The sequence below is a fragment of the Actinomyces sp. genome (assembly GCF_030530635.1).
Classification (GTDB): Bacteria; Actinomycetota; Actinomycetes; order Actinomycetales; family Actinomycetaceae; genus Actinomyces.
In genome coordinates, this window is record NZ_JAUMUL010000003.1 from 124,853 (window position 1) to 146,510 (window position 21,658).

General features: G+C 69.1%; 16 protein-coding genes. 6 read left to right on the forward strand and 10 right to left on the reverse strand.

From position 1 onward, the window contains the following. Positions 1-16: 16 nt before the first annotated feature. Positions 17-1,204 carry a glycerophosphoryl diester phosphodiesterase membrane domain-containing protein gene (locus tag Q4A20_RS01980; protein WP_303119616.1) on the reverse strand — a complete coding sequence of 396 codons (1,188 nt, stop codon included), beginning with the start codon at positions 1,202-1,204 and terminating at the stop codon, positions 17-19. Positions 1,205-1,366: 162 nt separating this feature from the next. Between Q4A20_RS01980 and mtrA the strand changes: the two genes are divergently transcribed. The 3 genes from mtrA to Q4A20_RS01995 all read left to right on the forward strand — a co-directional run bounded on the left by mtrA (position 1,367) and on the right by Q4A20_RS01995 (position 5,751). Continuing rightward, positions 1,367-2,050, forward strand: coding sequence for an MtrAB system response regulator MtrA (gene mtrA, locus Q4A20_RS01985; protein WP_303119618.1), 684 nt, complete (start codon positions 1,367-1,369; stop codon positions 2,048-2,050). A 63-nt stretch (positions 2,051-2,113) separates the two neighbouring features. Next, positions 2,114-3,994 carry an MtrAB system histidine kinase MtrB gene (mtrB, locus tag Q4A20_RS01990; RefSeq protein ID WP_303119619.1) on the forward strand — a complete coding sequence of 627 codons (1,881 nt, stop codon included), beginning with the start codon at positions 2,114-2,116 and terminating at the stop codon, positions 3,992-3,994. Then, positions 3,991-5,751 (forward strand): LpqB family beta-propeller domain-containing protein, encoded by a 1,761-nt coding sequence (locus Q4A20_RS01995; protein WP_303119621.1) that lies wholly within the window; start codon positions 3,991-3,993, stop codon positions 5,749-5,751. The genes mtrB and Q4A20_RS01995 overlap by 4 nt, the downstream gene beginning before the upstream one ends. A 158-nt stretch (positions 5,752-5,909) precedes the next feature. Here Q4A20_RS01995 and raiA read toward each other — a convergent pair whose 3' ends face one another. Both raiA and Q4A20_RS02005 read right to left on the reverse strand, forming a co-directional pair. After that, positions 5,910-6,560, reverse strand: coding sequence for a ribosome-associated translation inhibitor RaiA (gene raiA / locus Q4A20_RS02000; protein ID WP_303119624.1), 651 nt, complete (start codon positions 6,558-6,560; stop codon positions 5,910-5,912). Positions 6,561-6,797: 237 nt separating this feature from the next. Further along, positions 6,798-7,631, reverse strand: coding sequence for a ComF family protein (locus tag Q4A20_RS02005; protein WP_303119627.1), 834 nt, complete (start codon positions 7,629-7,631; stop codon positions 6,798-6,800). A gap of 299 nt (positions 7,632-7,930) precedes the next feature. On the opposite strand from Q4A20_RS02005, the gene secA reads away from it, so the two are divergent. Further along, a complete protein-coding gene (gene secA / locus Q4A20_RS02010) occupies positions 7,931-10,819 on the forward strand; it encodes a preprotein translocase subunit SecA (protein ID WP_303119630.1) in 2,889 nt (962 codons plus the stop codon). Between the two features lie 70 nt (positions 10,820-10,889). Here the strand turns inward: secA and Q4A20_RS02015 are convergent, their stop codons facing one another. The 4 genes from Q4A20_RS02015 to Q4A20_RS02030 form a co-directional block, all read right to left on the reverse strand. Further along, positions 10,890-11,318 carry an Rv3235 family protein gene (locus Q4A20_RS02015; RefSeq protein ID WP_303119633.1) on the reverse strand — a complete coding sequence of 143 codons (429 nt, stop codon included), beginning with the start codon at positions 11,316-11,318 and terminating at the stop codon, positions 10,890-10,892. Between the two features lie 279 nt (positions 11,319-11,597). Beyond that, complete coding sequence (locus tag Q4A20_RS02020) at positions 11,598-12,560, reverse strand: LysM peptidoglycan-binding domain-containing protein (RefSeq protein WP_303119636.1); 963 nt, start codon at positions 12,558-12,560, stop codon at positions 11,598-11,600. 200 nt (positions 12,561-12,760) lie between these two features. Further along, a complete protein-coding gene (locus Q4A20_RS02025) occupies positions 12,761-14,461 on the reverse strand; it encodes a hypothetical protein (RefSeq protein ID WP_303119638.1) in 1,701 nt (566 codons plus the stop codon). Between the two features lies 1 nt (position 14,462). Continuing rightward, the gene (locus Q4A20_RS02030) at positions 14,463-15,137 is read right to left on the reverse strand and encodes a hypothetical protein (RefSeq protein ID WP_303119640.1); all 675 of its coding nucleotides are present in this window, start codon (positions 15,135-15,137) and stop codon (positions 14,463-14,465) included. Between the two features lie 111 nt (positions 15,138-15,248). Between Q4A20_RS02030 and Q4A20_RS02035 the strand changes: the two genes are divergently transcribed. Next, positions 15,249-15,467: a helix-turn-helix domain-containing protein gene (locus Q4A20_RS02035; protein WP_303119643.1), complete on the forward strand. Its 219-nt coding sequence runs from the start codon at positions 15,249-15,251 to the stop codon at positions 15,465-15,467. 46 nt (positions 15,468-15,513) lie between these two features. On the opposite strand, the gene Q4A20_RS02040 is transcribed toward Q4A20_RS02035, so the two are convergent. Continuing rightward, positions 15,514-16,041 (reverse strand): Fis family transcriptional regulator, encoded by a 528-nt coding sequence (locus tag Q4A20_RS02040; RefSeq protein ID WP_303119645.1) that lies wholly within the window; start codon positions 16,039-16,041, stop codon positions 15,514-15,516. 136 nt (positions 16,042-16,177) lie between these two features. Between Q4A20_RS02040 and Q4A20_RS02045 the strand changes: the two genes are divergently transcribed. Continuing rightward, on the forward strand, positions 16,178-16,654 hold the full coding sequence (locus Q4A20_RS02045) for a hypothetical protein (protein WP_303119647.1): 477 nt from the start codon (positions 16,178-16,180) through the stop codon (positions 16,652-16,654). 83 nt (positions 16,655-16,737) lie between these two features. On the opposite strand, the gene Q4A20_RS02050 is transcribed toward Q4A20_RS02045, so the two are convergent. Both Q4A20_RS02050 and Q4A20_RS02055 read right to left on the reverse strand, forming a co-directional pair. Next, complete coding sequence (locus Q4A20_RS02050; protein ID WP_303119649.1) at positions 16,738-19,905, reverse strand: SMC family ATPase; 3,168 nt, start codon at positions 19,903-19,905, stop codon at positions 16,738-16,740. Next, positions 19,905-21,254, reverse strand: coding sequence for an exonuclease SbcCD subunit D (locus Q4A20_RS02055; RefSeq protein WP_303119652.1), 1,350 nt, complete (start codon positions 21,252-21,254; stop codon positions 19,905-19,907). The genes Q4A20_RS02050 and Q4A20_RS02055 overlap by 1 nt, the downstream gene beginning before the upstream one ends. Positions 21,255-21,658: the final 404 nt, after the last annotated feature.

Sequence of the window (21,658 nt, forward strand, 5' to 3'; positions counted from 1 at the left end):
GGTCGATCCGATTCACTCACACGCCGGCAGAGCGGCGCAGTTCCACGTCCAGGCCCTCCTGACGCATGCGCAGATCTATGTAGATCAGGGCGGTTGCAGCGGAGGAGAACGGCATGATCACCGCATCGAGCAGGCCGCCGATGAAGGCCGATACAGCCATCATGAATGCGGAGGCCGGAGCACCGAACAGCAGCGTGCCGGAACCGGTGATGATTCCGACGGCACCGCCTACGAGGTTGGATACGACACCCACGATCAGGACCGTCAGCAACAGAGTGCCCAAGACATGCCAGAAATTGCTGCGGGTCAGCTGCCAGGAGCGACGTATGCCCTCCCATACGCCGACATTTTCCAGAATCAGTGCGGCCCCGGCCACGGACAGGCGCACAGTCACGAAGGCCACGGCCGCCCCAGCGCCGACTACGAGTAACAGTCCCAGAATCGCGGCCAGCGCAAGGATGCTCCCGGGGTTGTCACTATTGACTGCGGAGTAGAACAGGCCGGCGAAGATCAGGGCCGCGCCCACAAGGGCCAGGATCATGACCAGGCCGACGAGCAGGTTGATCAGGATCGACTGACCTATCAGCGCCCACAGGCGAGGGCGGGTGCGCTCCCACACCTCCGCGGGGGTGGCGATGCGGCCCAGTACCGAGCGGGAGACGGTCACGATCAGCAGCCCGGTAAGTACCGTGGCGGCGATGAAGGTGATCGCCGAGCTGATGAGTGAGGACCCCCAGACGCCTTGGAACATGGAGAACACGGAGCCCAGGATCTCAGTGTCGGAGACGGAGCCGTCGTACTGGTCGTATTCGTCGAAGGCGCTGAGCCGGCTCAGGAACGGGTTAATTGCGCCGAAGATCAACACCGCGGAGACCAGGGCGGAGGTGCCCATGACCAGCAGGGCGGGCAGGAACATCGCCCGCGGGTTGGCGCGCAGAGATTCGAACGCGCCGCCGAGAATCTCGGTGATGCTCAAGGGCCGCAGTGGAATGATGCCGGGCTTGGGAGCGGTGAAGAAACCACCCGGGCCGGCGGGGTAGGCGCCGGCCTGCTGGTTGTACTGGCCGTACCGCTCACCGGGTGCGGGCGGCTGATACTGGCCGTAGGCGGGCGGCTGGGTGCCGGCGCCGTAGCCCGGGGCGGATTCCGATCCGGAGGGATCGCCGTCGGATGGGGACTGCCACCCGGTGTTATCACTGCTCATGGGCATACTGTTTCACACTGGTGAAGGCGGCGTTGTCCCCCGTGAGGAGGAGAAAAGGACTGCACCAGAAGAGTTTAGGAAGCGCTAATTGCACTATGGTGAAGGTCACGGTAGGGCGTGTGGGGGCCGTGTGTGCTCCATGCGCGTGCCAAGATAGGTGGCATGCGCACTCGCATTCTGGTCGTTGACGACGATACTGCCCTGGCCGAGATGATCGGCATCATGCTCGAGGCGGAGGACTATACTCCGTCCTTCTGCGCCGACGGCGCGAAGGCTCTCGACGCCTTCCACGAGACGGAACCGGATCTGGTCCTGTTGGACCTCATGCTTCCGGGGCTCGATGGCGTGGAGATCTGCAAACTGATCCGCGCCGAGTCCGACGTGCCGATCATCATGCTCACCGCGCGCACGGACACTCAGGACGTTGTTGCCGGTCTCGAGGCCGGCGCCGACGACTACGTGACCAAGCCGTTCAAGTCGAAGGAACTCCTGGCGCGCGTACGCACTCGCCTGCGTCGCAACACCGACGCCAACGGTGCCGAGCACGTGCGTGCCGGAGATCTGGATATTGACGTGTCCGGTCACCAGGTGCATCGGGGTGACACCGTCATTAACCTCACCCCCTTGGAGTTTGATCTGCTGGTCACCCTCGCCCGCACCCCCTGGAAGGTCTTCACCCGCGAGGAGCTGCTGGAGCAGGTCTGGGGCTACCAGCACGCCGCCGACACCCGACTGGTCAATGTTCACGTACAGCGTCTGCGGGCCAAGATCGAGAAGGATCCCGAGCATCCCAGCATTGTGGTGACCGTGCGCGGTGTCGGCTACCGCGCCGGCGACGGCAAGTGACGTCGGGGCGCCGGCGGATGCTGCCGGCCTCCCGCCCTGTCTGGGCCTCGTAGAGCGCTGACCGTGGACCCACAGACTCCAGGACGGCACGCGGGGCGCCGCGCTGTGCTTTCCCCGCTGTGGGCGGTACGCCGGTCGCTGGGCACCTCCATGGTGCTGTTCGCCACCGTCGCGGGCGTGGTGCTCATCGCGGTGCTGCTGGTGGTGGTCACCATCACCATCCGTGACAATGTCTTCACCGAGCGGCGCGTGGCCATTCTCGGCGATGCACATCAGCGCACCACCTCCGCACAGGCCGCCTTCGACGCGGCCGTTGTGGATACCACCGATGATCTGACCACCGCCGCACAGGCGCAGCTGGCCATCATCAATGACTCCTTCGCCGGGGCCGGCGGCGTGGGCGTGGCCCTGCGGCGGGCCGAGGATGAGAATTCGACCGCTGTGATCAATGACCTCGCCACCGATGCGGACTTGGCCGCGCTCGTCAGCGACGAACTGGTGGCACGGGTCAATGCGGGGCCCGGCGGGACCCAGTACTCCCAGCCCGTGGGTATTCCGGATGGTGGCGGTGGCGTAGATCCGGGGCTGGTCGTCGGTTCCGCCGTCGACCTGCCGTTGGCTGGGAGATACAACCTGTTCCTGGTCTACACGCTGGCTTCCGAACAGCACGTGATCGATTTGGCCACCCGGGCGATCATCATCGCCGGGGCCGGATTCCTGCTGATGCTCATAATCGGCCTGTGGGCGTTGACCTCCCGCGTGTTGATGCCGATCCGGCGCGCCTCTCTGGCAGCTCAGCGGCTGGCCGCCGGGCATCTCAACGAGCGGTTGCCGGTGTCCGGGGAGAATGAGATCGCGGCCCTGTCCCGATCCTTCAACAACATGGCCGACTCACTCGAGGCGCAGATCCAGGCGTGGGAGAACCTCTCGAAGGTGGAGAAGCTCTTCGTCTCCGACGTGTCCCATGAGCTGCGCACGCCCCTGGCCTCCATCCGGCTGGCCGCCGAGCAGATCTGGCAGGCCCGCGACGAGATCGACGATCCCTTTGCCGCTCGCAGTCTGGGGATCCTCATGCGTGAGATCGACCGCTTCGAACAGATGTTGTCCGATCTACTGGAGATCTCCCGCATCGATTCCGGCAGGGTGCAGCTGCGTGCCGCGGAGACCGACATCACTGCCGCTCTGCGCGGCGTTCTCGACCTGGTCGCCGTCCACGTGGAGGCCTCCGGCTCGCAGATCCGTCTGCATGCGCCCGACGCGCCGGTGGTCGCCGAGGTGGACGCGGCCCGGGTGGAGCGTATTCTGCGTAACCTTATCGTCAATGCCCTTGAGCACGCCGAGGGCTCGCCCATCGACATCACCGTAGCCGCCTCCGACGACGCCGTGTCCGTGCGCGTGCGTGACCACGGGGTGGGCATGAGTCCGGACGTGGTCAAGAAGGTATTTGACCGCTTCTACCGCGCCGATCCCTCCCGCAAACGCACCCTGGGCGGCACCGGGTTGGGACTGTCGATCTCCCTGGAGGACGCCGTCCTGCACGGCGGTACGCTCACTGCCTGGGGCTGGCCGGCCGACGGCGCCTCCTTCCTGCTGACTCTGCCGCGCCGCCTCGGCCCCGACGCCACCCCCGGCAGTTTCCTCAAGCCCGGACCCCTGGACGTGATCCCCGACGACGCCCCGCCCGTCTCCCGAGCCGGCACTCGCTCTGCAGAAGCTGACGGCGAGCACGCCGTGCCCCCGCCACTCACACCCGCCCCCGCATCCCGCCGTTCTGACGTCGACCGTGACGGGTTGCCCCGTGATCCCGGTGATCAGTCGCCCTCGCCGGTCGGCGGAACGGAAGTTTCCGGGCGGTTGTCTTATGCGCCCGCGGGCCAGACGCCGACCGCACACACGCCCGAGGACGCACTGGGGCGTCGACGCAATGAGGAGATGCACCGGTGAAGGCGAACAGCCCCGGTAGGCCTCTCTGGGGACGGCAACTGCCTCGGCGGCGGGCGATCGTGGCTGCGCTACTGGGCGGTGCGGGTGCATTGACCGCTTGCACGGCGCTGCCCACCACCGGCGAGGTAAGTGAGTCCGGAACGATGGGTGGCTCCGATCAGCAGTTGATTCAGACGGCGGCCGGACCCGCAGATGGTGCCGCACCAGAGGAGATCGTCACCGGGTTCCTGCGTGCCTGCGCCGCCGGATTCTTCGACGACTTCGCCACGGCACGTGCCTTCCTTACCGCTGCCGCATCCGCCTCCTGGCAGCCCACCGCCATGGTCAACGTCTACGACGGTTCGACCGCGCCGGTCGTCGCTCTCATGGATGCCGAGGTGAGTGTGACGGTCGATCTGATCGGGAAGGTCGCGCCCGGAGGCGCATTCACCGAGGCCGCCGAGGTCGACCACGTATGCCATTACGAGTTGACCACCGATGACTCCGGCCAGTGGCGCATTGCCGAGCTGCCCGCCGGCATGCTGCTGTCGGACGGAGATCTGACCGCCGACTTCGCCGCCGAGCGCTTGTACTTCCTGACTCCCGACCGCGCCCGCCTGGTGCCCGAATTGCGATGGCTGCCGCGTCATGAGCTGGCCCGCCGCCTGATCGAGGCGCTGCTTGAGGGGCCGTCCGCCTGGCTCGCCGCGGGCGTGTACACCGCCGTGCCCGAGGGCGCGGGGGTGGGAGACGACGGTGTAGTCGTCGAGAACGGTGCCGCCAGTGTGGATCTGACCGGTCTGGCCGCCGCGGGCGCACAGAACCGGGAGCAGATCGAGTTGTTGGTTGCTCAGATCAGTGCCACGCTGGCGGGCGTTGCTGATGACGACACGGGCCAGGTGCAGGATGTCACCGTGCGCGGCGATGGACAGGACCTCGGTGCGGCGGCTGCCCTGCCGGCCGTGGACGCCGCCCCTGGGGCCGTGGTCGGCATGTGTGCGGGCGCCGTCGTGCAGGGCACCACTTCCACGCGCACCACCCTGGTGATGGCGCAGACCCTGGGTGCAGATCCGGTCTCCCACCCTGCGCTGGGGGCCGACGGGGCCGTCTATGCTCTGAGCCGGTCCAGCCTGTTACGCGTACCTACGGGGGCCGATGCGGCCGACGTGATCCTGTCGGTCGGTGAGGCGGACGCGGAGGATGACGCCGCCGCCCTGCTGCCACCGATCGCTGACCACCACGGCTGGGTGTGGACCGCCACGGACGGCACGCTCCTGGCCGTCGACGGTCGGGGCCGGCGCGCAGCCATCAACGCCTCCTGGTTGTCAGGCCGAAAGGTGGTGGCCTTCGACCTGTCCGCCGAGTCCGCTCGCATTGTGGTGCGCCACCGTAACGAGGGGCGTGATGAGCGGGTCAGCGTAGCCGCCGTCGTCCGTGACGGTACTGCTCCTACCGGTCTCGGTGATCCGCTGGAGTTGTCGGCCGCCGTCGGAGCCCGGACGGACGCCGTAGTCTGGTACGACCCGGTGACCATCGCCGTGTTGTCCGCCGCGGCGGAGAGCCAGAACAAGTCGGCGGCCTCGGGCGTGGACTGCCTGTCGGTCGGTGGGCCGCTGCTCACCTCCGTCACCTCTCCGGCGGCTGTCGCCCTCACCGCCGATCGCGCCACCGGCACCATGCAGCTGACTGACACCGCCGGCCGGATCTGGCAGCACAGCGGAGCCGCCTGGCGGGTAAGCGCAACAGACGTCACCGACATCGCCTATCCGCTCGTTTGAGTGACGCAGGCGCCGGGAGCATGGAGCGGGGTATCCGCCTGCGGCCGCCTGGGATCAGGCGCGGTCGGCGACTCGGCCGGCTCACGGCGTGCAAAGCGCCCCGCATGCGGGTGAGCGCATACGGGGCGCGAACGCGATTCAGCCGATTGTGGACTTGATCAATCTCCGATGTCGACTCGGGCGTTCAGGCGGATCACGCCGTAGGTCCACCCGTGTCGGTGGTAGACCGCGCAGGGCTGCATCGTGGACTTCTCAATGAACAGGTAGAACGGGTGGCCGACCAGTTCCATCTGATACAGGGCCTCATCGACGGTCATCGGGACCGCCTCGTGGATCTTCTGACGTACCACCACCGGGGAGTCGCCCAACTGGGATTCCACCGCGACGCCCGGTTGTGTGGGGGCCGAGGGAGAGTCCTCAATGGGCAGGTCGTGCATCTGCGGCGCCGGCGACTCCTCGGCAGGCGCCTGCGGCGCGGGCTCGGGGATCTCAATGATATGGCGCCGGTGGTTCTTCTTCCGGTCCCGCGCCCGGCGCAGCCGCTCGGTCAGCTTCCCCATGGCGATGTCGAAGGCGGCGAAGCGGTCGGAGGAGCTGGCTTCGGCCCGAATCACCGGGCCCTTGGAGATGACGGTGATCTCGGCGCGCTCGGCGGTGTCGGCCTGACGCGGGTTGCGTTCGTGGGTGATCTCGACCTCGACACGTTGGACGCGCGGGTCGAACTGCTCGACCTTGGCGGCCTTCTCCTCGACGTAGTCCCGCAGGCGGGAGCTGATCTCCGCGTTACGGCCGACGACGGTAATGTCCATGGTGGAACCTCATTTCTCTGTCCGGATGATCCTGGTGAGGGGATCGGGCTTGGGGCAAGCACCCGCCGCACCCTGCGGCGAGCTTCGGAGTAGTCAGCCACCTCCTCCTGTGCTGCCGGCTGAAACCGGGACGCGGAGCCGGCCCTGGCCGCCGCGTCATGATGTGCGTTGTGACACATAACCTACACCATTTCCTCGGTCCTCATGTCCACCGCACCGCGGTTGTCGGAGACACTGTTATATCGATCGATCCTGGCGGGTTCTTGCGACGTTGGTCTGCGCGGATGGGCGAGGGAGCACAGGGCCTCCGGGCACCACCGGTCGCCGGGTCCGCTGCGGCGGTGGGGCGGCCGCTACCACCATGGCGCCGCCGACGACGGCCCCTGCCTGTGTCAGGGCCCGGGCGCAGGCCCCCAGGGTCGCCCCGGTGGTGACGACGTCGTCCACCAGTACTACTGCCTGGCCGCGTACCGGTGCCACCAACCGCGGCGGCACGGAGCGATTGGCGCGGCGCTGGGCCGCGGAGCGGCCAGACTGATGCGCACCGCCCGCACCCACGCGGCGGCGCAGCACGTCCGCGCTGGCCACAGTCACCGGCTGGTCGGAGCCGGCGAGATCGGTCTGGGCCCAGCCGGCGGCCAGGCCGCGGGCGACGGCGTCGGCGAGATCAGCCGCCACCAGTCTTCCGCTCAGCCGCCGGCGCAGGCCCGACGGCGCAGGAATCACCAGCATGGTTCCGCCGCTGGCCGCTGCCAGCGCCTCGGCGCTCAGGGCTTGCGTCAGCCGCCTCCCGGCGCGCTCTCCTGCGGCGGACATGACCTCCCTCAGGTCCTCCCGTGCGCCGTTCTTCCAATTCAGCACCAGGGAGCGCATCGGCCCGGTGTAGCCGGCGAGCGCCCATACCTCCATGCCGCCGGCGGCATCTACATGCTCAACTCGGTGCGGCGGTGCGGTCAGCAGGGCCGCGCAGTCGTCACACAGCGGTACGTCCCAGCGGCCGCAGCCCGCACAGGTGGCGGGCAGGCCCACCCTGAACGCGTCTGCCAGCACGCCGAAAGGAGGATTCAGCATGCTCATCAGTGTGCGCCGCCGGCGTGTTCGACGAGCGATCGGTCGGGGGAAGCGTCCACAGGCGCGCGTGAGAAGCCGCCTCGAAACGCCACTGTGGACTGTGGCGGGTGATGGCGGGTGAAGCTGTGCGGTGGGAAATCGTCTTAGCGGTGAGCGATAGTGCAAGGCGCCATGAAGCGGCGCTGGGTCGATGACATACCATGAGGGCGTTCGCGCCCGGTCCGCCCGGGCACGGGTCTTGCCGGCCACGGCCGCCGCGCCATGGCGAGACCTCATCAGCTACCAGGGGAGAAAGCAGCGTGTCGATCGTCGATCGGATCCTTCGCATCGGTGAGGGACGGACCCTCAAGAGACTCGACGCCCTCGCAACTCAGGTCGAGGCCCTTGCGGAGGAGTATCAGGAGTTCACCGATGCCGAGTTGCGTGAGCAGACCGCGGAGCTGAAACAGCGCTACACCGACGGGGAGACCCTTGACGAACTCCTGCCCGAGGCCTTCGCCACCGTGGTGGAGGCGGCGGACCGCGTGCTCGGCCAGCGCCCCTACCATGTGCAGATCATGGGCGGAGCCGCCCTGCACCAGGGCAACATTGCAGAGATGAAGACCGGTGAGGGCAAGACCCTCGTGGCCACCATGCCCTCCTACCTGCGGGCGCTTACGGGCAAGGGCGTGCACGTGGTCACTGTCAACGACTATTTGGCCGAGTACCAGTCCGACCTCATGGGGCGGGTCCACCGCTTCCTGGGGCTGACAACCGGCTGCGTGCTAGCCACGCAGAATCCGGCCCAGCGGCGTAAGCAGTACCAGTGCGACATCACCTACGGCACCAACAATGAGTTCGGCTTCGACTACCTGCGTGACAACATGGCCCAACGGCCCGAGGATCTGGTCCAGCGCGGACACGCCTTCGTGATTGTCGATGAGGTCGACTCCATCCTCATCGATGAGGCCCGTACCCCGTTGATCATCTCCGGCCCCGCAACCGGGGATGTGAACAAGTGGTACAAGGAGTTCGCCAAGCTAGCGCAGCGTCTGCGCGCCGGCCGCGACTACGAGGTCGATGAGAAGAAGCGGACCGTTGGCGTGCTGGCACCCGGCATTGAACGCGTGGAGGACTATCTGGGCATTGACAACCTCTACGAGTCCGAGAACACGCCCCTGATCGGCTTCCTGAACAACGCGATCAAGGCCAAGGAACTGTTCCACCTGGACAAGGACTACATCGTGCGCGACGGCGAGGTGCTCATCGTCGACGAGCACACGGGCCGTGTCCTACCCGGCCGCCGTTACAACGAGGGTATGCACCAGGCCATTGAAGCCAAGGAGCGCGTGGACATCAAGGCCGAGAACCAGACCCTGGCCACCATCACCCTGCAGAACTATTTCCGGCTGTATCCTGAGGGCTCGCGCTCCGGCATGACCGGTACCGCCGAGACCGAGGCTGCCGAATTCGCCGGCACCTACGGCATCGGCGTGGTCCCCATCCCCACCAACAAGCCGATGATCCGCGTGGACCAGCCCGACTTGGTGTACACCAACGTGGCCGCCAAGCTGGCCGCCGTTGTCGATGACATCGTCGAACGCCATGAGGCCGGTCAACCCGTACTCGTGGGGACTACCAGCGTGGAGAAGTCCGAGCAGCTCTCGCAGTTGCTGAAGGAACAGGGCGTGCCCCATGAGGTGCTCAACGCCAAGCAGCACGCCCGTGAAGCCGCCGTGGTCGCTTTGGCCGGCCGCAAGGGGGCCGTCACGGTGGCCACCAATATGGCCGGCCGCGGTACCGACATCATGCTCGGCGGCAATGCCGAGCACATCGCCGTGACCGCCCTGAAGGAGGCGGGACTGGACCCGGAGGAGAACGCCGAGGACTACGAGAAGGCCTGGCCCGAGGCGCTTGCGGCAGCCCAGGAGGCCTGTGCCGCGGAGCATGACGAGGTGGTTGAGCTCGGCGGCCTGTACGTGCTGGGCACCGAGCGGCACGAGTCCCGCCGCATCGACAACCAGCTGCGCGGCCGCTCCGGGCGCCAGGGCGACCCGGGGGAGTCCCGCTTCTACCTGTCCATGGAGGACGACCTGATGCGCATGTTCGCCTCCGGAGCCGCCCAACGCATCATGAACTCCGGCGCCTACCCCGACGATGTTCCGATCGAGTCGAAGATGGTCACCCGCGCCATCGCCTCCGCCCAGCGGCAGGTGGAGTCCCGCAACTACGAGATCCGCAAGAACGTCCTGAAGTACGACGATGTCATGACCGAGCAGCGCGAGAAGGTCTACTCCGAGCGTCGCCGCGTGCTGGACGGTGAGGACCTGGAGCCGCAGCTGGTCAGTTTCCGGGCCCAGGCCATCGGGAACATCGTTGCCGCACGTACTCAGGAGGGCCGCCCCGATGAATGGGATCTGGATGCGCTGTGGGGCGATCTGGGCCACGTCTATCCGGTCAGTGTTACCCAGGAGGATCTGATCGAGGATGCCGGCGGTCGTGATCTGCTGTCCACCGAGAGGTTGACCGCCGAGCTCACCGATGATGCCGCCGTGGCCTACGAGGATGCCGAGCGGCGCCTGGACGATAATCCGATCGCTCGCGCCCAGCTGGGGGAGGAACCCATGCGTACCCTGGAGCGGCGCGTCCTGCTGGCCGTAGTGGACAAGCGCTGGCGCGAGCACCTGTACGAGATGGACTATCTCAAGGAGGGCATTGGACTGCGCGCCATGGCGCAGCGCGATCCGCTGGTGGAGTACGCCAACGAGGGCGCACACATGTTCAAGGCCATGATGGAGGGGATCCGGGAGGAGACCGTCGAGCAGGTCTTCGCCAATGCCGCTCGTTTTGACGCCGCCGCGGCCAGGGCTGCTGCTGAGCGGGAGGAGGCGCAGGACGCCGCCAAGGCCGCGACGTCGGCCTCAGACACGGATAACAAGGCCGCCGCTGTAAGTCGGCGCGCGCCCCGCAGCCGGGGTACCGGAGGGTCCGTCCTGGGCACCACCGGACAGGAACCCATCAGCCGGCGCATCACTTACACGGCCCCTGCTGAGGACGGTACCGCCACCGCCACCCCGGCGCCTGCGGCCGGGGAACACGCGCCCTCCAAGACGGCGGCCTCCGGTGCCGCCGCCGGGACGGGCGAGTCGGCCTCGAGCCAGGGCAATCGTAAACAGCGCCGAGCTGCCGCCAGGAGGAGGCGCAAGTAGTCTGCCCCCGGTGCATCCTGCCGCAGCGCCGTCTCTCGGTGAGGAACCACCGAGAGACGGCGCTGCGGCATCAAGCGATCTCCAGGGCCGCCAGCAGCCAACGTCCCCGGAAGGCCTCCAGACGGGCGGCCGCCGCTCGTACTCGGTTGCCGTCGTCGAGCAGAATCGTGACTTCGCATGTGCCGCGCTTGGGCTCCTGGGCGTGTACCGAACGCGGTCTTGGCCGGGTGGGCGCCTGACCAAGGAGCCGCTTGGCCAGCCCGGCTCGTCGGGCGAGCGCCGCGAATAGCTCCGGCGTCGTCCACCGGGCGAGGTTATCGGCCCGCCGTTGACCGGAGAGCACCTCAGCGGCGGCGGTCACGACTACGGCGGCGAAGCGGGCGGGGTCCGGCATGGCCGGCGTGGTCTGCGGGGCGGTCGTGGTAGGCCTGGAGGTGTTGACGTCTGATCCGGTGGTGATGTGCCTGTCGGCCTTGTCCAGAGCGGGGCGAAAGGCCATACGGTCCCACTCCCGTGGCCTTTGTGAGCCTTCCAGGCTCGGGCGGCGAGTCACCGTTCCGCCGGCCGAGCCGGCCGGTAGGCGGCGGAGGGAGCCGGGACCCGAGGGCGGCGTCGGCCCGATGCGACGCCGGGCGCGGGAGGGACGGGAATCGGTGAGTCGATCGCGCTGAGATGGTGCGGTCGAGGCAGTACGCGACGGGTCGGCGATTACGGTTGGGCTTGGCATGCGGTCTCTCCTGCGGTGTGGCGGTGCCATCGGAGTGGCGGGGCTTGACGCTTAGGAATTGGGCTCGTCGGTGAAAGTGGGGACGGTCAGGAGCGTGTCGGGATGGATGACTCCGGGATCGGTGCCGATCGTGTCGGCATTGGCCCGGTACAGCTGTGGCCAGGCGCCGGCGATGTCGGCCGGTGACGCGTCCGCGCCCAGCAGATCGGCAGTGATCGACCACAGGGACTCGCCGTCGGTGACGCTATGTGAGGAGCCGGCCGAGTCGCCGTCGGCAGCGGCCGGGGTGCCTTTGCCGGACGGCCGTGACGGCGGTAGCAACGGCCCGATCAGTTCCGTCTCCGGCTGGCCGGCGCCCGGCAGTAGCGGCGGACCTACCTCGGAGTCGGGTGTGGGGAAGGCACTGTCTTGCCGTGGAGCCACAGGGTCGGCGGCAGTCGGCGCTGCCTGGTCCGGGACGGTGCCGGTGGCCTCGGAAGTCGGGTTCAGCGCCTGCTCCGACGTTGGTGCCGACCGATTGTCGTCTGCCGCACCGGGTTCGGCGCTTGCGGTCACGGTCGGTTGCCAGCCCAGGTCATCAGTGTCAGGTTCGATGGCGGCGAAGGCCGGGCCGGCGGTGATTCCGGCAACCACTGCGCCCGCGGCGATCCGGCGCACCAAGGGGGCGCCCCAGCGGTGCAGCATCCGGTTGGCGGTGTTGGCTCCGGGTGCGGTGCGCCGGCCGGTTACGGTCGACCGTCCGACTCCGGAGGATGCCACCAGGGCGAGGATGACGGACACCACGTGCCACAGTGCGCCCGCAGCGCCGGCTGAACAGGCGATGCCGGTGATGGCTGCGGTGAGCTGGGAGGTGCCCCACCAGGCGGGTGGGAGCTCCAGGAGACGGCCGACGTTATATGCCGCCAAGGCTGCCAGCACCGTAGACAGTGCGGCGCAGACCAGACCGACGCCTATGAGCGCCATGCGCCTATACAGTCCACTCACAGCCGAGGCCTGTCCAGATGACACGCTCATATGCCCCTCCATCATCATTGACTATGTTTGATGATGTTAAATTATGGCTGATGGGCGTAGAGGTGTCAAGGGGTTCTGCTGCTGTGTTTGTCTGCTATGGCTGCCCCGGGTTGCGATGTTGTCCGGGCGGGGCCGGCGTGTACCCGTATGCGCGCGGCCGCGCCGACTAACGCCCCAAAGGGTCCGGGCGTGCAGGAAGGTCAGGCCCGGTGGCGTCCGTTCCCCCGGTGACGCGGGGAGACGCGGCCGACCGCCGTGCCGGTCTCGGCAGTGGTCGGAGTCGCCGCGTAGGCGCCGTAGGCGGGTCCTGGGACGATCTTGGTATCCGCCTCCAGGGGCGGTGGTGGCGGTGGCGGAGTTGATGCTTCAACCGCTACGGCTTTCGTCTCGAGTTCGGTGACCGGGCCGGTCTCCGGACTCGCGGCCCTTTGCCCCGGGATTCCGGTCCGGCCTCCACCGGGATTCCCAGCGGCCTGGGCGGGGCGCTCCCGGCGCCAGGACCGGAGCAGGGCGGCAAGAGGGTGCAGATGCGTGCCGCGGGAGGCTCGTTCCGCCCTAAGTGCGGCGCCCGAATGCGGGTCGATTCGGTCGACCAGCTCGGTAAGTGCCCGCCCGAGCGGTGAAGTCGGGGCGGATTCGAGCACGGGTCGGCCCTCCATCAGGCAGCGGTCCGTCGTCTGTGCGTCCTCGGGCAGCACGGTGACCTCCTCCACGCCTCCATAACGCGCCAGGGCCTCACGCACTGCCCGCTGTGGAGACGGGCCGGCAGCCGAGGCGCGCACCCGGTTGACTGCCACTTCAATGCGCCCGGACAGACGCAGGGTGCCGTCCAGATCGTCGATGAGTTGCAACAGTCGACGCACGCCGATCGGATCGCCGGCGCCTACCATCACCACTACGTCGGCGCTGCGCAACAGCTCTGCGGCCATGGCGCCGCGCCCCGGCTCCAGCGTGAAGTCGTCAACGGCGTCGTCAACCTGCCCGCCCGCGATATCCACAACCGTCCAGGGGGCTGAGTGTCGACACTGCTCCCAAACCTCTGACATCGCCGCCGGTGGCAGCTCGCGCCAGCGGCCTGGGCGCCCCAGGCCGGTCAACAGGCGCCGGCCCTCGCTGATCGGTACCAGTATGCGGTCCAGGGTCTCAGCATCCAGGCGACCGCGAGACGCAAGGCGCGCCGCCGTCGCCAGAGAGGAGGAGTCCTCGGGCAGGCCGAGCAGCTGCGTCAGGCTGGGCGCCTCAATGTCGGCGTCCACCAGGATGGCGCCGCCGGTGAGTCCGGCAGCCAGTGACGCGGCGAGGGTGGTGCGCCCCGGCGCTCCCTGCGGACCCCAGACGACCACGAGTCTGCCTCGTGCGGATGTGGGTTCCGCGGCGCCCATGTGCTCCACGCCCGGCCGGGCCGAGTGCTGCGGATGCTCGGACGATGAGATGGCATCGAACTCGTCCCACAGCCCGGTGCCGACTGGCAGCGCCAGCCCGGATCCGGTCGCCGGAGCCGGCGTGAATCTCTCGGCTGAGGGTGGTCGGCCGCGACTGATCGCCTGCAGTCGTGCGCATACCTCGGCGGGGGTCGCAGCAGATGACTCCACCGGCCACCCGAAGCCAGACCAGTGTTCGCAATCGGCTTCGGGTGCGAGCAGAAGCCCGGTGACACCGGCCCGGTTCAGCCGATCCAGTACGGTGCGGTCCAGGTCGTCGAAACTCGTTCCGATGACTGCGAGAGTGCCCAGATCAGCCAGAGCGGCGCTGAGCAACTCGGCTGTATCCGCACAACGCCGTACCACCGTCATTCCCGATCCGGGGGTGTCGATGGCGCGCAGGATGTCGGCGTCGTCGCTTAATGCCAGCAGAACGCCGCGCGGCGTCGATGCGGCGGAGGTGCTGTGGGTGTCCGTCATATCACTGCCCCTGGCCCGTGGGGACGAGTACGAGCGTGCCGCCGGCTCCGACGGCGGTGAGTACCTCGGCCACCGCCTCCTGCGGGACCAGCACCTCCACCTGCACGCTGGTGCCGCCGATCAGGCTGGTTCCGGTTTCCCCCACGGAAGAGATCAGCAGGCCCTGAGTGACTAGAACGGCTGAGCCCACTTCCTGGGCGGTGGCCTGAGTCGAGGGCAGCTCCCACAAGTCGACGACGTCGCCGGCACCTGCCGCGGCGGGCAGGCCGGAAGCGACGTCAAGTACCACCGAGCGCAGATCGAGATCAGATGCGGTGCCGACTGCGCCTGACGGCAGAAGTTCGCCTGCTTGGAGGGAGCGGGTAGCGATGGCTTCGGAGGGGAGGGCGCCCGCAGCCACGTAAACGGGCGTTGCGGGGTGGGCGTCGACGAGCGACAGCACCCCGTCGGCTGTCAGATCGGTGCCGGGTGCGACGTCCCGGGTGAGCACATAGATCTGTTCTGTATCTGCGGCGGCGTCGACAGCCCATGCGCCCAACGCTACGGCCGCCCCGATCAGCACCAGACCGCCGGCCAACCGTGGGTCCTTCCAGCCGGGGCGGCGCAGGCGACCGGACGAAGCGTGTCGCGATCGGGAGTAGCTGGGGTTGAGTGCGCCTCGTTGCGCTTGGCTCACGGGATCCTCCTAGGGCGTTAACAGGGTCTTGGATGCTGTGGGGGCATCATTGGTTATCCACAAGTATGTTAGAGTATGGCGCATACGGCAAGATAGTGAGATGATGGTGGCATGCCGGATAAGTTCTTGACCATAGCCGAAGTAGCCGAGCATCTTCAGCTCTCTGCGCAGGGGGTGAGAGCCCTGATCCAGTCGGGGGAGCTACCGGCCATCCAGGTCGGGGCACGCCATCTGTGGCGGGTGCCGGAGAGCGCCTTCGACGAGTATGTAGAGCGGCAACTGGCCGCTACTCGGGAGATGGTGGCCGCCGGGTCCGTCAAGACGTCCTAGGCCGTAGGTCCCTGGATGTAAGCGGGTGAGGCGGGGTGATCCGCGGTCACCGGCTGCGGACCACCTCAATCACCGCCAGGGCGATTGTAATCGTCCCGGCGGCATGTCCGGGGGTGACGACGTCGCGTACGACGTCTAGGTAGTCGGCGCCGACACGGGCGAGGCGGCCGGCGACCTCCTGTGAAGCGAAGATCACCCGTACGCGCGTCCCGGCGCGCGCCAGTTCCCGCAGCGCACCCTGGATGCTCGGACGAAGGCGACGGGTGGGATCCGGAGCAGGCCCTGGCAGGGGCGAGATCAACGCGATCGCGCCCAGCGGCACCAGCGACTGGATGCCTTCCCCCTCGTCCACCAGCAGGAAGGATTCCTCGGCTCGCAGCACCGTACCGTCTACCGCAGCCCCGCCGCGTGTACGCAGGTGGACGATGCGGCCGATGGCGCCGCGCAGCCGATCGGACAGATGCAGGGCGGCGATCTCCGCCTCGGCGAGGTCCGCGGCCTCAGCGGTGACGTCGGCGCGTCGTTCCGCATCGAAACGGCTTTCCAGATCGGCCAGAAGGCTGTCCCAATTCATACCCGCAGCACATCACATCGACGCTCCGAATCCAAGCACATCGCCCACAACGACCGCCGGTCCCCGGGGTTTCCTACCGATAATCGGGGCTAGGAGCGGACCTCGGGCTTTAAGCGCCTGGGGCACACTAGGTTCCATGCGCGTCTACCTTCCCGCCACGGCCTCCGATCTGGCCGCCGCCCGAATCAGTGCCCGCACCGCCCACGCCGCCACGCCCACGCTGGCCGCGGTGTTCCCGGAGGAGGACCAGGAGGGCCTGGAGGTGTCGGCGAGCCTGTGCGCCGCCGATGGCTCGGTGCTGCTGCTGGCTGAGCCCGGTGCCCGGGACCAGGCCGACAGGCGCGTGGTGATCGCTGCGGATGTTGATGACGAGCAGATCCGGGAGGTGCCGGTGGAGGATGACGTCCTGCCCGGCACGGTTCAGGTGACCGCGGCTGTCGAGTGGGAGTCGGTGGCGGCCCTGCTGGTGGATGAGGCGGAGGCGGAGGCCGATGTGCGCGCCGCCCGCACCGGGGACGAGGCCGCCTTCGAGCGTGCCGCCGATGCGGACCTGCTTTGGTACGACGTCTCCGAGCGCGCGGCGCTCGCACATGAACTGGCCGCCACCCCCTGACGTCTCCGAGCGCGCGGCGCTCGCGACACGGCGAGGCCGGCACTGATGGCGTAGGAGGTCCCGGGGTCCGGGCGGTGGCGCGGTCAGGAGGCGATGACGCGCAGCCTGGAGCCCGTGAGGGAGCGGGTGACTTCGATGCGGTCGGCCACCTGCCGGCGCAGCTCCTCCACGTGGGAGACGATGCCGACCGTGCGGCCTCCGGCCTGCAGGCGGCCCAGCTCCGCCAGTACGTTCTGCAGGGTCTCGGGGTCCAGGGAGCCGAAGCCCTCGTCGATGAACAGCGTGTCCATGGTCACACCGCCGGATTCGGCCGTGACGACGTCGGCCAGGGCCAGGGCGAGGGACAGGGACACGTAGAAGGTCTCCCCGCCGGACAGCGTCTTGGGTCCGCGTATCCCGGAGCCGGAGAAGTGGTCGATGATGCCGAGGCCGAGCCCGCGATCGGTGCGGCTCCTGGTGCCGGCCTCGTCGTCTACGTGGACGAGTTCGTAGCGGCCCGCGGACATCTGGGACAGGCGCTGGTTGGCGAATACCAGCACCTCCTTGAAGCGCTCCAGCAGCACCCAGGTGGCCAGCGGGGTGGCGGCGTCGTTGTGCCCGGAGGCGATGGCGACCACCTCCCACAGCGCGGCGGAGTCCTGGGCGGTTGCGGCCAGGGCGGTGGCGGCGTGCTCGACGCCGTCGGCGGCCTCCTGGATGCGGTCCCGGCGGGAGCCGGCCTGTTCCAGCGCCTCCATTGCGGCGCGGTAGGCGGAGTCGGCGGCCGCCAGGCGCTCGCGGGCGCCGGCCACGTCGGCGGTCTCCTCACCTGTGAGGGAGGCGATGGTCTCATCCTGGGTCAGGCCGTGCCGGACGCGTTCGCGCCGGGCGGTGACCTCGGCGACCTTCTGCTCCAGGGCGGCGAGTTCGGGGCCGCTCAGGGAGGCGGCCTGGGCCTGGGCCGCGGAGGCGAAGCCGCCCTGCGTGATGGCTTCGGCCAGCTCGGTGTGGGCGTGCATGGCCCTCTTGGTGGCCTCGGCTGCCCGGGTGAGTAGGTCCGCCAGCTGCCCGGCGGTGTCGGCGGCGGCGCTCAGGGCGTGCATGTGTGCGGCGACGGACTCGTAGCCGCCCTGCGCGGTGCGGCAGCGCTCCCGGTCGCGGGTGAGTGCTTCTGCCTGCGAGTCGAGTCGGGCGCCTTCCTGGGCGAGTTCGGTCCGCTGCTGTTCGAGCCGGGTGCGCAGCTGCTCGGTGGTGCGGGTGAAGTCTGCAAGCTGGGACTCCAGCTCCGCTGCGGGCGCGGCGGCCTGCTGCGCGGCGTCGAGTTCACGGCGCGCGTCCTCCAGTGCCTGGGCTAGTTCCGTGGTGGGGGCCTGCCCGGCGGTGGCGCGGGCGGTTGCCTGCTCGGCGACGAGCGCCTCGTGGTTCTTGACCTGTTCTGCGAGGTCGGTGTCTGCCTGGCGCTGGGCGGCCTCGGCGGCCTGAACCTCCGCGCGGGAGATGGTCTCCTGGCCGGGGACGGCGGGTGCAGGGTGCTCGGTTGAGCCGCACACCGGGCAGGGGCGGCCGGGGACCAGCTCGGTGACGATTGAGCCGGCCGTGGCACTGATCCACGCCTCGCGCCGCCGCGACACGAGGGCGCCGGCCTCACGTGCCGCGGCGGTGGCGGACTCGACGCCGACCTGTGCGGCGGCGATCCGGGCGGTCAGGGCATCTGCACGCCGGGCGGCCTCAAGGCGTTCGGCACGGGCGGCCCGCTCCACGCGCAGCTCGGGCACCCTTCCCTGGGCGGCGCGCGCGGCGGCGAGTGCCTCCTCCAGCTCGGCCTGCCGAGCGGGTCGCTGCGCCAGCTGGGTGGCGGCGGCGTCGGTGTCCGCCTGGCTGGTGGCGAGGCGCTGCCGTGCCGCCTCCATTTCCAGGGTACGGGCGTCCAGCCCGTCTTCGAGTTCGACGACGGCGCTGAGGCTCCCCGCCCGGGTACGCAGGGAGTGGCCGCGCGCGGTGATGGCACGGGCGGCCTCGGTGAGGGTGTCCAGGACGGGGCGCGCATGTGGGGAGTCCGGGGCGGTCGGCGTGGGCGCGTCGGCGGCCGGGATCAGGGTGGTGAGCCCTTCCAGCGATGACCGGGCGGGCTCGTACTCGGCGATGGTGAGCGGGGCCGCGGTGCCTGGGCCGGCCTCGGTGCCGGTGTCGAGGGGGCGGTTGCCCGCCAGGAACTTGACGGCGGCCTGGTGGGCGTCGTGGGCGGTGCGGGTGGCTTCCTGCACGCGGGCCAGCACGGGGATGACGGTGGCGGCTCTGCGGGCGGCCTCTGCGCGGGCGGCGTCGGCGGCGTCCTGGGCGGCGCAGGCTTCGAGCTGCTGGCGCTCGGCCACCAGGCGGGCGCGCCGGTCCAGTCGTTCTTGCAGGGAGGTGGCGGCGTTTACGGCGTCGGTCGCCTCCTGGTGGGCGGTGGCGGTGGCGTCCAGAGCCTGTTGGGCGGGTTCGACCGCAGCGGTGGCGGCCTGCACGGCGGCTGCCCCGATGGCGGTGATGGCTTCGGCGTCGGGCATGTGGGCGGCCACGAGGGCCTCCAGCTGTGCTGCGGGCTCGGCGTCGGTAAGCAGCGGCGCCAGGATGTCGGCGCGGGCGCGCAGCGCCTGGCGGGCGGATTCCACCTGCTGCTCCAGGGCGCGACCGCGCACGCGCAGCGCCTCCTGCATATCGTCGAAGATGCGGGTGCCGAATACGTCGCGCAGTAGTCGGCGGCGCTGTTTGGACTCGGCCCGCAGGAACTGGGCGAACTTCCCCTGGGGCAGGATGACGGTCTGGGTGAACTGCTCGCGGTCAAGGCCGACGATTCGCCGGATCTCCTGGCCGGCCTCGTCGATGCGGGTGATCGGCTCGGTGGCGGGTGCGCCGTCGGGGGCGGACAGCCGCCACAGCTTCACGGATGCGTTCTGCCTGGTGGTGCCGTCTCCGCGCAGTTTGGGGCGCATGTACTCGGGGGTGCGCAGGATGCGGTAGACGCCGGCGGAGGTGGAGAAGACGAGTTCGACCTCGCTGGGGTCGGTGCCGGCCACCAGGGTGGAGCGGATCCGTTGCTTGGAGGAGCCGTCTGAGTCGGCGACTTCCCCGTAGAGGGCGAAGACGATGGCGTCGATGATGGTGGTCTTGCCCGATCCGGTGGGGCCGGTCAGCAGGAAGCGGCCGGAGGCGGCGAAGCGGTCGAAGTCGATGGTCTGGGTGCCTGCGAATGGACCCACCCCGGTGATGGTCAGGCGGTGTAGTCGCATCAGCGTTCCTCCTTGGACTGGGCGTGGGTGCGGGCGGCGTCGTAGGCCTCGGACATGACCGCGTGCTGGGCGGGAGTCGGGTTGTGCCCGAGCATTTCGGCAAGGAAGCGGTCGGCGACGTCCACCGGGTCCGAGGCGCGGGTGACGGTGATGGTTTCGCGCTCGGACTGCTCGGGGCGGGTGTGGGAGAAGGCCAGCAGGTTGGGGAAGTGTTTCTTCAACTGCACCATGGTGTCCGGGAGCATGGGGCCGGTGAGTTCCACGCGCACCCAGTCGCGGCAGTGGATCGTGTTCGCGGGGGCGAGGAGCTCCTCGAGCGTGCCGCGCAGCGTGGTGGCCCGGTAGGGCACGGGCGTGGGGATCCGCTCCAGGCTGGTGACGCCGCTGGGTCCCAGTTCCAGCAGTATGGAGGACTTGGCGGCGTCGGCCTCCGGGAAGGAGAAGGGCAGCGGGCTGCCGGAGTAGGCCAGGCGCGGGTGGGTGGGGGTGCCCGCGCCCGACGGGGGTGCTTCGGCGGTGGGTGCGTGCAGTTCCTGGGGGCGGTGGAGGTGGCCGAGGGCCACGTAGTCGAGCCCGCCGGAGGCTCCGGCCAGCGGTGAGCCGCCGAGCGTGGCGAACACTCCCGCCGGGATCGAGTCGACTCCGCCGACGCGGATGTCCCGCTCGGAGTCGGGGCTTGCCTGCCCGCCGACGACGAAGGCGTGCGCCATGGTCAGCGCGGGCACCCGCGCGCCGTCGTCGGCGCGGCGGGAGGCCAGGTCTCGGGCCACCAGCCGCAGTGCCCCGGAGACCACCGCCTCGTGGCTGCGGGGCAGGAGCGGGTGGCCGTCGGCGGTGGGGGACTCGGCGTCGGCGGGGGAGGGGGGCTCGGGCGGAGCGGCGGGGGCGTCTGTGCGTTCCCCGAGGCGCTCGGAGAGCAGCCCGGGCAGGGTCTCGCGGGCGGCGTCCGGGTCCAGGTAGGGCAGGGCGTAGACGTACAGGCCGGGGCGGCCGGCGGCGTCGGGGATGATGACGGGGCGGTCTACGTCCGCTACGCGCACGCGCAGGTCCAGCCCCTCGCGCAGCAGGGAGGCGGCGAAGCCGAGCCGCTGGGCGGAGTCGTGGTTGCCGGGGGTGAGTACCACGCGGGTGCGGTCGGCCAGGCGGCACAGGGTGTCATCGAGCAGGCGGACGGCGGCGGTGGGTGGGATGGCGCGGTCATAGACGTCTCCGGAGATGACGACGGCGTCCACCTGCGCGGAGTCGACCAGTTCGATCAGGTGGTCGGCGAAGGTTGCCTGGGCGTCGTCGAGCACCCGGCCGTGGAAGGTGCGCCCGAGGTGCCAGTCGGAGGTGTGGAGGATCCGCATGCCCGCAGCCTCTCACAGACCTCCGACACGAATTCGAGGTGCTTAGCGGGTGGCGTTCAGGGGACTGCTGTCCAGCACTCAGCAGGCGAGCGCGCGGCGGTCAGCCGACGTGGTGAACCTGCGTTAGGGAGTCGACATTGGGGACGATGTCGATCTCCCAACTGGAGTGGTCGGTGGCCGCGTCAACGGTATCGAGGTAATCGACGACCTGCTGGCGTGCCCGGTAGAGGCGGGCTACCTAGATGATTGATTCCAGGGGGTGGGTGTCGGCGTGGGAGCGTGCGTTGGGGATGAGGGCCTCGCAGGATCGGTGCTGATATAACCGTTTCCCGTCTGCCTTGGAGGCTGAGAAGAGGGCGTGTTCAATGGTCTGTGTAAGCCCTGATTGAGAGGACCTACTGTCA